Origin of the sequence: Amycolatopsis sp. NPDC051758, from assembly GCF_044453095.1 — a bacterium.
In the GTDB taxonomy this organism is placed as follows: Bacteria; Actinomycetota; Actinomycetes; order Mycobacteriales; family Pseudonocardiaceae; genus Amycolatopsis.
In genome coordinates this window covers 84,393-97,890 of record NZ_JBITCJ010000017.1, presented here as the reverse complement: position 1 = coordinate 97,890, position 13,498 = coordinate 84,393, and the positions used below count along the sequence as shown (strand labels likewise).

Sequence of the window (13,498 nt, the reverse complement as noted above, 5' to 3'; positions counted from 1 at the left end):
CCGTTTCAGTGACACCGTTTCGGGCCCACTCCGATTAGGGTATTCAGCGCCACTCCTTCACGCACCGGAGTCGTCCGGGTGCCGAGTGTTTGTCTTCTGTTGTGCCGAAGAGGGGAACGACCCATGTCCGTGAAGTCCCGCCGATCCCTGCTGCTCGTGAGCGGCGCGCTCCTCGCGGCCGCCGCGGTGGTCGTCCCGGTCGTGGTCGGCACGGCGTCGGCGGACCCGGCGTCCGCCAACCAGCCGCGGATCGTCGGCGGCAACCAGGCGTCCCTTTCCGACCACCCGTACGCGGTCTACCTGACCGACGCGAGCGGAAACCAGTTCTGCGGCGCGGTGATCGTCAGCTCGACCGCGGTCGCGACGGCGGCCCACTGCGCCAAGGCCGTGGACCGCAAGGACGTCCGCGTGGTGGCCGGCCGGGAGGACAAGCGCACCGACGAGGGTCAGGTGCTGGGCGTCTCGAAGGTCTGGATCAGCAAGGGGTACAGCGAACCGACGCAGGGTGGCGACATCGCCGTGCTGACGGTCCGCGGCCAGCTCGACTACCGGCCCGCGAAGCTGCCCGAAAGCGCTGATGCCCGGCTGTACAGCGAAGGCACGAAGGCGACCGTGCTCGGCTGGGGCCGCGTCGCCGACGGCGGCGCGCGGTCCGACTACCTGCGCAGCGCCCAGGTCCCGGTGGTCTCGGACACCGAGTGCCGCACCGACTACGACGTCTACGACCCGAGGTCCATGGTCTGCGCCGGTTACGCGGACGGCGGCATCGACGCCTGCCAGGGCGACTCGGGCGGCCCGCTGGTCGTGGGGGACACGCTGATCGGGATCGTGTCGTTCGGCGACGGCTGCGGCAAGGCGGGCAAGCCGGGCGTCTACACGCGCGTCTCGGCGTACGTGGACGACATCCAAGCCCAGGCCAAGCCCCGCATCTTCTGAGCGTGGTAAGCAGGGGTATGCCGACCCTGCACGACGCGTCCGGACCCGGGCTGACCGCCGCCCAGCTGCACAACATCCTCCGCCTGCGCGTCGACGTGTTCGTCGTGGAGCAGAAGGCCGCGTACCCTGAGATCGACGGCCGTGACCTGCTGCCGGACACCCGCCACCTGTGGTTCGAGGACGCCGGCGGCGTGTTGTCCTACCTGAGGGTGCTCGCCGACCCGGGTGGCGTCCGCCGCATCGGCCGGGTCGTGACGGCGGCGTCCGCCCGCGGCACCGGCCTGGCGGCGCGTTTGATGGACGCGGCCCTGACGGTGCCGGGTGAGTACGTCCTCGACGCGCAAACGTACGTCCAGGGTTTCTACGCGCGCTACGGCTTCGTCGCGGAAAGCGAGGAGTACGTCGACGACGACGGCATCCCGCACATCACCATGCGCCGCCCCGCCTGATGCCCGCCCAATCACGCGTGATGCCCCTTCAATCACACGTGATGCCTCTCTGATCACATCAGGCGGTCGCACCCGGCGGCGCCGTCGCCGTGATCACCTTCACCGCACGGTCCACATCGGACTCCGTGAGGTCGGCCCGCGCGGTCAGCCGCAGCCGCGAAATGCCGTCCGGCACCGACGGCGGCCGGAAGCACCCGACGCGGATGCCCTGCTCCGCACACGCCGCCGCCCACGCGACGGCCGTCTCGGCGGACGGCGCCTGAACCGAGATCACGGCCGCGTCCGGCAGGCTCACCGTCAGCCCGGCCGCCTTCAACGACATCGCCAGGTTGCCCGCGTTCTCGACGACCTTCTCCGCCAGCCCCGGCTCCTCCTTCAGCGCGTGCAACGCGGCCAGCGCGGCGGCGGCGCTCGCGGGCGCCAAAGCCGTGTCGAAGATGAAGCTGCGGGCCGTGTCGATCAGGTGCTTGATCACGCGACGCGGCCCCAGCACCGCCCCGCCCTGCGCGCCGAGGGACTTCGACAGCGTCAACGTCGTGACGACGTCGGGTGCGCCCGCGAGCCCGGCCGCGTGGACCGCGCCCCGGCCGCCTTCGCCGAGGACGCCGAAGCCGTGCGCGTCGTCCACCAGCAGCGCCGCACTGTGCGAGCGGCAGATCCCGGCCAGCTCCTCCAGCGGGGCGAGGTCACCGTCGACCGAGAACACCGAGTCGGTCACCACCAGCGCCCGCGGTTTGCGCCGGGTCGCCAGCGCGTGCTTGATCGCCGACGGCGTCGCGTGCGCGACCGCGGCGATGTCCGCCCGCGACAGCCGGCAGCCTTCGATCAGCGAGGCGTGGATGTACTTGTCGGTGACGATCGCGGCCTCGGACCCCGAGAGCGCCGTCACCGCGCCGAGGTTCGCGGTGAACCCGGACGAAAAGACGAGCGCGGCCTGCGTCCCGCAGAACCGGGCGAGCTCCATTTCCAGCTCGGTGTGCAGCTCGGTCGAACCCGTGACCAGCCGGGACCCGGTCGACCCGGCGCCCCAGCGCAACGCGGCGGCCGCGGAAGCCCCGGCGACCCGCTTGTCGCGGGCCAGCCCGAGGTAGTCGTTGCCGGCCAGGTCCAGCTCGTCGGTCCGCGCGGGACGCGGTCGCAGCTGCCGCACGAGCCCCGCGTTCGCCCGCTTCTCCGCCTCGGTGTCGAGCCAGTCGAAAACCTCTTCGGGCGGGAGCGTCGGCGGCGTAGTCACATCCCGCAGTCTCGCATCCGGGCCCCGCACAACCGGGAAGCGGGCCCGGAAACGCCGGAAGCCCCGGACCGCGAGGTCCGGGGCTTCCGAAACGGGAAATCAGCTGTCGTAGCCGCGACGCGGGCCACGGCTCGGGCGGCCGTAACCGCCGCCGTTGCCCGAGCGGGGCTGACGGCCGCGGCCGCCGAAGCCGCCGGGGCGGCCGCCTTCGCGCGAACCCTGGTAACCGCCACGGTCGCCACCGCGGTCACGGTCGCCGCCGTAGCTGCTGCTGCCGCTGCGGTCGCCGCCCTGGCTGCTGCTGCCACCGCGGTAACCACCGCGGCTCGAGCCGCCGAAGCCGCGGTCGCCGCGGAAGCCACCGCCGCCGCCGCGACGCGGGCTCTCGCGCCGACGCTCGATGACCGGCTCGCCACTGGGCTCGCGGGCGCCGGTGATGCGGCTCAGCGCCTCGTCACCCGGACGGACCATCGTGGACTCGGCGCGGACGCCGGCCCGGTCGGTCATCCGCTTGACCATGCGGCGCTGGTCGTTGGTGACCACCGTGACGACGACCCCGGACGCCCCGGCGCGGGCCGTGCGGCCGGCGCGGTGCAGGTAGTCCTTGTGGTCGGCCGCGGGGTCCACGTGCAGCACCAGCGAGATGTCGTCGACGTGGATGCCGCGCGCGGCGACGTCCGTGGCGACCAGCACCGGGGTGTGGCCTTCCTTGAAGTCCGCAAGGACGCGGTTGCGCTGCCCCTGCGTCTTGCCGCCGTGCAGCGCCGCCGCGTTCACGCCCTGCTCGCGCAGGCGCTCCGCGAGGCGGTCGACGTGGTGCTTGGTCCGCACGAACATGATCGTGCGGCCCTCGCGGGCGCCGATCTGCGTGATGACGTCCTGCTTGTCCTGGTGCGAGACCTGGAGCACGTGGTGGTCCATGGTCGTCACGCTGGCGGTCGACGGCGCGACCGAGTGCGTGACCGGGTCGCTCAGGTACTGCCGCACGAGCCGGTTGACGTCACCGTCGAGCGTCGCGGAGAACAGCAGCCGCTGCCCGCCCTGCGGGGTGAGGTCCATGATCTCGCGGACCTGCGGCATGAAGCCCATGTCCGCCATCTGGTCGGCTTCGTCGAGCGCGATGAAGTTGCAGTCGCCGAGGTGCGCGGTGCCCTGCCGGACGTGGTCCGACAGCCGGCCCGGGGTGGCGATCAGCAGGTCGACGCCACGCGAGAGCGCGTCGGCCTGACGGGCGAAGGCCATGCCGCCGACGGCGGTGCGGCACCACAGGCCGAGGGACTTGGCCAGCGGGGTCAGCGAGTCGGCCACCTGCATGGCCAGCTCGCGGGTCGGCACCAGGATCAGCGCGCGGGGGCGCTTCGGGCGGGCCTTGCCGTCGGCGAGCCGGGCCAGCATGGCCAGGCCGAAGGCGAGGGTCTTGCCGGAGCCGGTCTGGGCGCGGCCCAGGACGTCGCGGCCGGCCAGTGCGTCCGGGATGGTCGCGGACTGGATCGGGAACGGGCTGTTGATGCCCGCGTCGGCCAGCGCGCGGAGCAGCGGCTCCGGCAGGCCCAGCTGGGCGAAGGTCTTGGTGGCCACCAGCTCGACCGCGTCGTCGCGCAGCATGTCCCCACCGGCGGGGCGCTGACGCGGCCTGCGGTCGGGACGGTCCGCGTGCGCGGACGTCGAGGAGGGACCAGAGTTGAACGTGACTGTCACAAATGCCTCTCGGACGTGGTTCGTCACAAGGAGGCCCGGGCTCCCCGCGCGCAGGCAGGGCAAGATGGTGTGCGGTGGGCGTTCACAGGGACGGACCCCGGCACACTGTGTCTTGTTCGCTTTCTGACACTGCGCGCCGCATTTTTGGAAAATTACGGTGGGATTGCGGATCACCGCGAGCCATTCGGTGGCTCTGGAGGCGACGGACACCAACTCATCCACGCCGCCGGTTGCGGTCTGTACATACTGTACCCGAGCCGGAGCTGGGACTACGCATCGAGGTCACCGGTTGTGGGCGGCGTCGCAGTCGTGTTCCCCACCACAGCCGCGACGCCGCCGCGCGATCACCCGAGCCCGGCCGTCGCCACCAGGTCCGCCAGCAGCTCATCGGTCCTGGTCACGTGCTCGCCGAGGCCCCGGCCGTGGAACCAGCCGGCGAGGTTGCGCACGTCCCTGGCGAGGAATTCGACGCCGCCGGGGTTGGCCACGACGTCGACCACCTGGGGCAGGTCGATCACCACGAGCCGGCCCCGGTGCACGAGCACGTTGTACGCCGAGAGGTCACCGTGGGCGAGCCCCTCGGACGCGAGCAGCTCGAGGGCCGCGGTGGCCTGGAACCACAGATCGGTCAGCTCGTCCGGGTCCGGGCGCACCTGGGCCAGCCGTGGCGCGGCCGTTCCGTCGTCCTCGCCGAGGAACTCGAGCAGCAGTTCGGTGCCGTTGCGCTGCACCGGGTACGGCACCGGCGCGCCGAGCGTCCACAAGCGACTCAGCGCGGCGAACTCCGCGACCGTCCACTGTTCGGCGATGAGGTTGCGGCCGAACGCGGTGCGCTGCGCCATCGCGCGGGTCTCGCGGGAGCGGCGCATCCGCCGTCCTTCGAGGTAACCCGCGTCGCGGTGGAACAGCTTGTGTTCGTCGCTGCGGTAGCGCTTCGCGGCGAGCAGGATGCCCGGGGTGCCGGGCAGGCCGCGCCGCAGCAGGTGGACGTCGGCCTCCTTGCCGGTTTTGAGGACGCCGAGGTCGGTGTCGACCGCGGCGAGCTCGGTGACGACCCAGTCCGGCCGGGGGAGCGGGCCGTGTTCGGCGTCGTCCCAGGTGGACCAGCGGTCGGCGCCCTCGGGCAGCTGGTTTTCGGTGTAGGCGTCGTCGCGCAGCTTTGCGAGGCGGACCCGTTCGCCTTCGGTCAGCCGGCCGCTGCGGGTGGGTTCGGGTTCGTCGTCGAACCGCGCCGCCCGGCGGGCTCGCGGGGTCTCCTCGGATCGCGCGCGGCGGCGGGTGGGGCGTTCGTCGAAAAGGTCGAAGTCTTCGAAGTCGTGCTGGCGCACTGGTGGGTTTCTCCTTGTTCAGGGATGCCCCACCGGGCGCGCGTGGTCAGCGCCGGGGGGCGGGTGGGTGAGGGCGCGAGAGGGCCCGGACAGTCATCACGACAGGCACCTCCCTGCTCTTCACGCACCGGCTCCCTGCCGGAACGCGTTCAGCTTGCCGGACCGGTCCGGGGCCGCGCAACCGAATAGCGCGAAAGGACCGTTCGTGCGCTTTCCTTGAATTCCGCCGAGGGGCGTGGTCACGATGAAGGGGCAAGCCGATCGAGGAGGGGCGGATGGATTCGTACGACGTCGTGGTCGCCGGCGGTGGCCACAACGGGCTGGTGGCGGCCGCGTACCTGGCGCGGGCCGGCCGGTCGGTGCTCGTGCTCGAACGACGGGGCGAGACCGGGGGCGCCGCGGTGTCGTTCCGCGCGTTCGAGGGTGTCGACGTCCGGCTTTCGCGCTACTCCTACCTGGTCAGCCTGCTGCCGAAGAAGATCGTCGCCGATCTCGGGCTCGACGTGGAGCTGCGGCGCCGGCGGATGTCGTCCTACACACCGGCGGACGGCTCGGGTCTGCTTGTCGACACGGGGGACGAGCGGCGCACCGCCGCGTCGTTCCGCGCGCTCACCGGGTCCGCGGCGGACTTCGCGGCGTGGCAACGGTTCTACGAGCTGACCGGGCGTGTCGCCGAACGCTCCTTCGGCACGCTCACCGAACCGCTGCTGTCCGAAGTGGACTTTCGTGACCGGGTCGGCGACGCCGAGGCGTGGTCACTGTTGTTCGAGCGGCCGATCGGCGAGACGCTCACCGATCGGTTCGGCGACGACACCGTGCGCGGCGTTGTGCTCACCGACGCGCTGATCGGCACGTTCGCCCCGGCGGGCGGCGAGGACCTGCGGCAGAACCGGTGCCTGCTCTACCACGTGATCGGCAACGGCACCGGCGACTGGGACGTGCCGGTCGGCGGCATGGGCGCGGTCACCGGCTCGCTCGCGGCGGTGGCGGCCGCGGCGGGGGCACACCTCGTGACCGGTGCGGAGGTGCTGTCACTCGACCCGGACGGCGAAGTGCGTTACCGGCGTGACGACACCGAGCACGTCGTGCGGGGCGGGCACGTCCTGGCGAACGTCGCGCCGGCGACCCTTGCGCGGCTGCTGGGCGAGGAGCCGCCGGAGCGGCCGGAAGGCGCGCAACTGAAGGTGAACATGGTGCTGTCCCGGCTGCCGAAGCTGCGTGATCCGGCGGTCGACCCGAGGGAGGCGTTCGGCGGCACGTTCCACGTCAACGAGACCTTCAGCCAGCTGGAGACGGCTTATCGCGAGGCGGCGGCGGGGAAGATCCCCGCGCTGCCGCCGTGCGAGATCTACTGCCACTCGCTGACGGACCCGTCGATCCTCGGCCCGGCCGAACGCGCGGCCGGCGCCCAGACGCTCACCCTGTTCGGCCTGCACATGCCCGCGCGCCTCTTCGAAGGACGCAACGAAGAGGCGCGCGAAGCGGCGTTGCGCGCGACGTTGGCTTCGCTGAACAGTGTGCTGGCCGAACCGATCGAGGACTGCCTGCTGACCGGGCCGGACGGGAAACCCTGCGTGGAGGCGAAGACCCCGCTCGACCTGGAGGCCGAGCTGGGCCTGCCGGCCGGGCACATCTTCCACCGGGACCTGTCCTGGCCCTACGCCGAGGATCCGGCACAGGCCGGCAAATGGGGCGTCGAGACGGCGCACAACCGCGTCCTGCTCTGCGGCGCCGGTGCGACGAGAGGAGGTGGGGTCAGCGGCATTCCCGGCCACAATGCGGCGATGGCGGTGCTGGGCGCGTGATCACGGCGTTCCCGCGTGCTCGGCGCACAGGCAGCTGACGCCCGGTTCGATCCACTCCTGCCCGGCCCATTCGGGGTGACGTTCGAGGAGCAGCGCCCGGACCTCGGTGACGATGTCTTCCCGGCCCATCGCGGAGTCGCGCCGTCGCCAGGTTTCGTCGCGCAGCTCGCCAATGTAGTCGCGGACGTCGGTGAGCACCGCACCACCACCGACCTCTCCGTGCCCCGGAACGACCACGCGCGGCTCGCCTGCGGCCAGCTTGTCCAGGACCGCGAGCCAGCCGACGCCCGAGACGTCCGTGTCGTGCGGCGGGAACCACGGGAAGATGGCGAACTGCCCGGTTTCGGCGAGGTCGCCGGTGAACAGCACACCGGCGTCCGGCACCTCGACGACCTGGTCGCCGTTCGTGTGCCCGCGGCCGGTGGGGCGCAGCCGGACTGTCCGGCCGCCCAGGTCGAGGTCGTACGTGCCGTCGTAGACGACGTCAGGGGTGGGCACCTGGACGCCTTCGAGGCGGCGGGCGATCACGTCGCCGAGGCCGCGGAACATCTCGAGGTAGCCCGTGCCCTTCGAGCTCAGGTCGTCGGCCTGGCCGCGGTTGACCAGGTACGTGGCTTCGCCGGCGAACACCTGGGCGCCGAAGGCGTGTTCGGGGTGGAAGTGCGTTGTGGTCAGGTAGAGGCGACGGCCCTTCGCGACTTCGGTCGCGAAGGCGAGGACTTCGGCGGCGTTGGCGGTGCCGATGCCGGTGTCGACGACCAGCACGGCGTCCGTGCCGCCGACCACGCCGATGTTGGGCACCAGGTCGACGCGGTCGTTCGGGATCACCAGCAGGTCCGGGGCGATCTCGCGGGCGCCGCCGACATGGACGGCGGGATCGGTCAGTTCGGTCATGCCCCGATTCCACCGCCGGGTGCGGTGGTGCGTCCAAGACCGATTGTGGAGCGCCGATACCCGGCGGACATCGTCGCCGGTCACCGGGCTGCGGGCGCTAGTCCTCGTGCAGCTCGAGCAGCGCGAAGCCGACGCCGTTGCAGGACGGGCAGACCACCGTGTCCAGGACGGTGCCGCCGCCGTGGCACTCCGGGCAGAGGCCGTCGTGCCAGATTGCTCCGTTGATGTCGCGATGAGGACGGGGGTAGTGGGAATCGGTGAGACAGCACTCGGCGCCCGTCTCGGCGTGACGCCGGAGACAGAGGTCGGCACCTGGTCGTTTGCTTATCACCGTTGAATTATGTCGGGCTGCCGGGCAGGAAGCCAGGAAACGGCCGCGCCGGACCGGAGGTGCCGCGTCGGCAGCGGGCGTTTATCGTCGCTCGTCATGGAGCTACGCACGCTGCGGTACTTCGTGGCCGTAGCTACGACTCTTCTAGTGCACACTGGCTGTCATGGGATCTTCACAGCCACTCCGCGAGCGCGGCCGGACGCTGATCGAACACGCCCCTGACCAGCTAGTTTGGATCCTCCAAGCCCGTGAGTCCAGGGTCGTGCCCGGCCAGGATGCGCCGGGCGAAGGGCAGGTTGACTACCAGCTCAGCGACCTGCGGAAGTTCGTCAAGGGGATCGGTGGCCGGGTGGATCGGGAGGTCCCCGAGCCCAACGTGTCGTCCTTCACCCGCAAGCGCGTGCTGCTGGCCGACGGCACCTACGGCTACCGCGTGGTCCGTCCGGACTGGGAGGCGATTCTCACCGCCTTGCGCCGTGGTGAATGCAACGCGCTCGCCTCGGCGGATATCGACCGGGCGACCCGCGATCCGCGCATTTTGGAAGATCTCATTGATGCGGTCGAGCTGTACGGCATTTATGTCGTCAGCATGACCGGAAACATCAACCTGACGACCGATGAGGGAATCGACTCTGCGCGACGTCTGGTAAATCAGCGAAACTCTGAATCCCGCAACACATCCCGCCGTGTCACCGACGGGAAACGTCGCGCTGCGCAGGCGGGAAAGACTCACGGGGGCCCCAACCGTCCGTTCGGATGGCGCAAAGACCGAATCAAGGTGAACAGACGGGAAGCAAAACACATCCTTGCTGCGATTCCGCGTATCGTCGCCGGTTTGAGTCCACTGACACTTGCGAGGGAATGGAACGAGCGCAAGATTCCTACAGTTACCGGCGCTCAATGGCGTCAGGCAACCATTCGAAACATGTTCACCCGGCCGCGCATGTGCGGAATGGTCATCTATCGCGGTGAGGTTCTCAAAGGGGAAGATGGAAAGCCGGTTCGCGGCAGGTGGGAGTCAATTCTCACCGACGATCAATACGCGGCGGTCGTGCGAGCATGGATTCCCTCGGCAGGCCAAGAGCAATCTCGACTGGGCGGAAAAGGTCGTGGCTATCGGACCCTCCACTTGCTGTCGCCGTTTGTCCGGTGTGGAAAGTGCAACGCGCGCATGATTGGCTCTTACCGGCGCGACCAGCGATCCCGTGAATTGGTCGAGATCTATCGGTGCCCCGGGAAAGGTCAAGGGGGCTGTGCGGGTGTATCGCGCGATGCTGCACCTGTGGACGCCTATATCAGGGCTTTGGTGACAGCGGAGCAGCGAAGGATTCAGTCACGAAAGTTGGAGAAGCTCCCGGAGTGGCCAAAAACGCAAGAGCTCATTGACTTGGAAGGGCGGATCCGCGAATCTACTCTCAGGTACGAATCAGGCAACTACCCGGCGGAACATTATTTCCCCAGTCTGGCGCGGATGGAATCCACGCGCGCGCAGCTGCGGCGCGAACAGCGCAAGTATTCGGCGCGGCAGGATGCGCGCGATGCAGTTATCGCGAATATCGACAAAGAGTGGGATAAGCCAAGCTTTGCAATGGAGCTGAAGCAAGCCGCAATCGCGCAGAGCTTGATTGCAGTCATCATAAGTCCTGCCGGTAAGGGTGTTCGCTTTCATCCGGATCAAATCAAGCCGATTTTCCGGCATGAGAACGCTGGTCAGAGTGAGGAAGAGGCTCAAATGAGCCGCACGATTGACCTCGGTGCTGGACCGCTTCCCGAAGTAATCGAGGACGCCGCACGGGCGGCGGCGCTAACCTACGCGAGGAGTGATGAACCGTAACGGTCCCCGAGGGCTCCACTGAGTCGGCGTTTGCGCCGTCGCCCACTTCAATCTACTGCTTTTCCTCTAGATACTTGACCACTGCAGTCACAAACTTGCGTGCCTCAGTGTCACCTTTGTACGCCTCGGACTCAAGAACTTTCCGTAGCCACTCCGGCTTATTTGTCGCTGATATCTCGCGATGAAAACACTCAAGTTCACCAAAGGGAACAATAAATATCCCAATTGAGCGAAGATCCTCATCGACCTTCTTGAAAGACTTCAAGGCATCCCCGGACAGCCCGTTCATGCCGTCACTCTTAAAGCGTCGCCACCCGCTCGTGCCGCCGAGCGCCTCGGTAATCCGCTTTACGTCGCTGGACACAATATTCTTGTCCTCCTTCGAGTCCAAGATGGCTTTAATTTCGGCTCTCGCGCTGATGCGCGTGACAGGTTTACTCCAACTGTTAACCATGTCGCGAATGACAGTTAGCGCCGTCTTGTAATCCTCCGGATTGCCTCCGTGGGCAGTGACAATTTCATTAAACTCTTTGTCTCCACGCAGAAGATCAATATCAAGGATTGATGCAACGGGAACTTCTGCGGCTCGAAGCACCTTCGCTGCATTGCCAACGCGCGACTTTCCGCCGCAATGGGAAAAGTGAACATCAAGTTCGATCGAGTTCTTGTCCTTGTCTTCGCTTGCCGCTTCTAGCGCTGCGCGATAATAAGTGCAATCCGAGTCCGCCTCGCAGATTATTACTCCCTTGGCGAAGAGTCCGTCAACAATTGGGTAGTACCTGACCAAAGGGTCGTCATAGAGGGCTCGCACTTCAGCGGAAGTGACGTTCGATACGTGGTTAATTGTTTCTTTTCGGGTAATCCTGGCGATAGAAATTTCACGATTTGACTTAGCGGCGGTTATGCCCTTAACTATGTCGGCACTGTGAGTCGCGACGACAATTTGGACACCTTCCGCCGCTTGTTCGGCAAGCATTTTTCCGAGTAGGTATGCTTGCGGAGGATGCAAGAAAGCTTCCGGTTCATCGATAATGACCAGCGAATATTGACCGAACATGATCGTAAAGATCATGCCAGTAAAGGCTCGGAATCCGTCGCCCTGCAGGCTTAAGCGTGGTAATGAGTTGAGCTCGTAGATATATTCCTTGGTTTGCGGTGGTGCAACTTCCTTTTCCGTCATCTCTCCCACGTGCACGGTGATTTCCGGCGATGCGTATCTGTTAACCGTTAGACTTTTGCCGAAAGCGCGCTTAAGTACACTGCTTAGATGTTTTTCAAGATCTCGATCATCGTACAAAACCTGAGCTATTCCAACTGCCGATGTGTTGTGAGGATTAAAAGCTTGCCCGTCGAGTCCCTGGCCTAGTCGTCCTTGAGCATCAAGATACAAGTTGAAGAGCTGCGCCAAGATCCCGAGATTTGAAAAGTCGGAATTCCAGGCTTGTCGGATCTGGCCAAAAGTTAACGCAACTCCGGTTCGAGTGCGAATATGTTCTTCATAATAGAGGCCATCGGTATACTGGCCAGGCGGCCGGACAGTGTGAAGTGACCGAATCTTCTGCTCAAGTTCATCGTATGACCCGATCCATTTCAGGTCGCATGAGTCCAACACGATAAATGGCGGCATCGGCTGTTGTCCTGAGCTAAGCCCAAGATGCTGATTAAGCTCCCGCAGTAGTACGCTTTTGCCGGAATTATTGGGGCCAACTATTACCGTTAGACCGTCCGCCACTGAGATAGTTTCACCAGATTTAAGTCGTAGCTCGCGGAGCTTAGTACTCATCACACGATGATGTCACACCTACTTGAGAGCCCGAAGGGGCAGTCGAGGTATTCGGCCTGACAGGCTGGTGCTCCGCCGTGTCGCGTTTGGAGGTTGCCGGTCGTCTGTTCGCTGAGGTGGCGTTGTCGCAGGTCACGGCGCATCCTGGGCGGATGGGTGGAGGATCATTTTTTGACCGTCTGGCCGCTGCCGGGGAGAGGGCAGCGGCCCGAGATGAGGCTAGCAACCAGCGGCGGGCGGCGATCGAGCGTGCCGTACGGCTACCGGTGCTGATCAGTGCGGCAACGCTTGCGCTGGTGGCGTGGTGGTTGTCTGACTGGGCAATGTGGCCCTGGCTGTTCGGCGGCGTCGGCGGTCTGGCGGTGGTGCTGGTATTCGGCCGGGGCGCGCCGCATGCGTGGCGGTTGTCGGTGCCGCTGCTGATTATCGGCGTGTGGCTGCTGACCTACGTCAACCCGTGGTGGTGGGTGTTGCTGGTCGGGGTTGTGGTGACCGGTGCCGGAGTGGTCGCCCTGCTGCGGTTACGTCTGCGGGTGCGGCGCTGGCAGACACTGCGGGCGCTGGCTTTGGGCGTGACGATGGTGACGGCCGGATCGGTCATGCTGGCAGTCAACGCATCCGAGCAGAAACGCCAAGCTCAGGCAGAGCTCAACGAGGCTCACGACGAAGCGGTGGCCCGCATTCTGCCGCGCGGTGGTAAGAGCATGGTCGACTTTCTGGCGGAGCACATTGCACGGTTCAAACCGGATGATCGGCTGGCTTGCTTCGTGTTCACTCCGCAAGCGCAACGTCAGTTCGCCGAAGCCTTGCACGCGCCGGACTGCCCGGCTGCCGTGGCCGTGATGGCGAGCAAGGTGGAGTCGGGGGCGGCAGGTGACTACGTGAATCACCTCTACCTGCCTGGGCAGGCGACGCAGTCCAATCCGGACGGCACGCTATCGGTGGACGCGTGCCACCTGGAATTCGGCGGGCTGCTCGATGACACCCCACACCCGAACCCTGGACCACAAATCGGGATGCTGACGCTGTCCCAGCAACGGGGGCAAGGACATCTCATCGTTGGCTACCGCCCCTGCTGAGTTGTTGGAGACTGACCGTGTAACGACGAACGGCGGGGGGGGGGGGGGGGCCCCCCCCCCCCCCCCCCCGGGCGCGGGGGGGGGGGGGGGGGGGGCACGGAAGGCCCGGGGGGTGGGCGGGGCAACG

Annotated in this window: 11 protein-coding genes; 5 read left to right on the top strand and 6 right to left on the bottom strand. The window is 67.0% G+C overall.

From position 1 onward, the window contains the following. The first annotated feature begins 123 nt into the window (after positions 1-123). Together ACIA5G_RS48440 and ACIA5G_RS48435 are read left to right on the top strand one after the other, a co-directional pair. Positions 124-936, top strand: a complete 813-nt coding sequence (locus tag ACIA5G_RS48440; RefSeq protein WP_395936329.1) for a S1 family peptidase — start codon at positions 124-126, stop codon at positions 934-936. Positions 937-953: 17 nt separating this feature from the next. Beyond that, positions 954-1,385 carry a GNAT family N-acetyltransferase gene (locus tag ACIA5G_RS48435; RefSeq protein WP_395936327.1) on the top strand — a complete coding sequence of 144 codons (432 nt, stop codon included), beginning with the start codon at positions 954-956 and terminating at the stop codon, positions 1,383-1,385. Between the two features lie 58 nt (positions 1,386-1,443). Here the strand turns inward: ACIA5G_RS48435 and ACIA5G_RS48430 are convergent, their stop codons facing one another. The 3 genes from ACIA5G_RS48430 to ACIA5G_RS48420 all read right to left on the bottom strand — a co-directional run bounded on the left by ACIA5G_RS48430 (position 1,444) and on the right by ACIA5G_RS48420 (position 5,645). Further along, on the bottom strand, positions 1,444-2,619 hold the full coding sequence (locus tag ACIA5G_RS48430) for an 8-amino-7-oxononanoate synthase (protein ID WP_395936325.1): 1,176 nt from the start codon (positions 2,617-2,619) through the stop codon (positions 1,444-1,446). A 99-nt stretch (positions 2,620-2,718) separates the two neighbouring features. After that, positions 2,719-4,317 (bottom strand): DEAD/DEAH box helicase, encoded by a 1,599-nt coding sequence (locus tag ACIA5G_RS48425; protein WP_395936323.1) that lies wholly within the window; start codon positions 4,315-4,317, stop codon positions 2,719-2,721. 344 nt (positions 4,318-4,661) lie between these two features. Then, complete coding sequence (locus ACIA5G_RS48420) at positions 4,662-5,645, bottom strand: serine protein kinase RIO (protein WP_395936321.1); 984 nt, start codon at positions 5,643-5,645, stop codon at positions 4,662-4,664. Positions 5,646-5,920: 275 nt separating this feature from the next. On the opposite strand from ACIA5G_RS48420, the gene ACIA5G_RS48415 reads away from it, so the two are divergent. Beyond that, positions 5,921-7,450, top strand: a complete 1,530-nt coding sequence (locus ACIA5G_RS48415; protein WP_395936320.1) for a phytoene desaturase family protein — start codon at positions 5,921-5,923, stop codon at positions 7,448-7,450. Here ACIA5G_RS48415 and ACIA5G_RS48410 read toward each other — a convergent pair whose 3' ends face one another. Both ACIA5G_RS48410 and ACIA5G_RS48405 read right to left on the bottom strand, forming a co-directional pair. Next, a complete protein-coding gene (locus ACIA5G_RS48410; RefSeq protein ID WP_395936319.1) occupies positions 7,451-8,344 on the bottom strand; it encodes an MBL fold metallo-hydrolase in 894 nt (297 codons plus the stop codon). It abuts the gene before it with no gap. A 97-nt stretch (positions 8,345-8,441) separates the two neighbouring features. Beyond that, on the bottom strand, positions 8,442-8,675 hold the full coding sequence (locus tag ACIA5G_RS48405; RefSeq protein ID WP_395936318.1) for a hypothetical protein: 234 nt from the start codon (positions 8,673-8,675) through the stop codon (positions 8,442-8,444). A gap of 163 nt (positions 8,676-8,838) precedes the next feature. On the opposite strand from ACIA5G_RS48405, the gene ACIA5G_RS48400 reads away from it, so the two are divergent. Continuing rightward, the gene (locus tag ACIA5G_RS48400; RefSeq protein ID WP_395936317.1) at positions 8,839-10,509 is read left to right on the top strand and encodes a recombinase family protein; all 1,671 of its coding nucleotides are present in this window, start codon (positions 8,839-8,841) and stop codon (positions 10,507-10,509) included. Between the two features lie 52 nt (positions 10,510-10,561). Here ACIA5G_RS48400 and ACIA5G_RS48395 read toward each other — a convergent pair whose 3' ends face one another. Further along, positions 10,562-12,292 (bottom strand): ATP-dependent nuclease, encoded by a 1,731-nt coding sequence (locus ACIA5G_RS48395; protein ID WP_395936315.1) that lies wholly within the window; start codon positions 12,290-12,292, stop codon positions 10,562-10,564. Positions 12,293-12,369: 77 nt separating this feature from the next. Between ACIA5G_RS48395 and ACIA5G_RS48390 the strand changes: the two genes are divergently transcribed. Next, positions 12,370-13,371: a hypothetical protein gene (locus ACIA5G_RS48390; protein WP_395936313.1), complete on the top strand. Its 1,002-nt coding sequence runs from the start codon at positions 12,370-12,372 to the stop codon at positions 13,369-13,371. The last annotated feature ends 127 nt before the right edge of the window (positions 13,372-13,498 follow it).

Excerpts from the sequence above, each read along its gene's own strand:
- ACIA5G_RS48440 (WP_395936329.1), top strand. The coding sequence starts at position 124 with ATGTCCGTGAAGTCCCGCCGATCCCTGCTGCTCGTGAGCGGCGCGCTC.
- ACIA5G_RS48415 (WP_395936320.1), top strand. The coding sequence starts at position 5,921 with ATGGATTCGTACGACGTCGTGGTCGCCGGCGGTGGCCACAACGGGCTG.
- ACIA5G_RS48410 (WP_395936319.1), bottom strand. The coding sequence starts at position 8,344 with ATGACCGAACTGACCGATCCCGCCGTCCATGTCGGCGGCGCCCGCGAG.
- ACIA5G_RS48395 (WP_395936315.1), bottom strand. The coding sequence starts at position 12,292 with ATGAGTACTAAGCTCCGCGAGCTACGACTTAAATCTGGTGAAACTATC.
- ACIA5G_RS48400 (WP_395936317.1), top strand. The coding sequence starts at position 8,839 with ATGGGATCTTCACAGCCACTCCGCGAGCGCGGCCGGACGCTGATCGAA.
- ACIA5G_RS48435 (WP_395936327.1), top strand. The coding sequence starts at position 954 with ATGCCGACCCTGCACGACGCGTCCGGACCCGGGCTGACCGCCGCCCAG.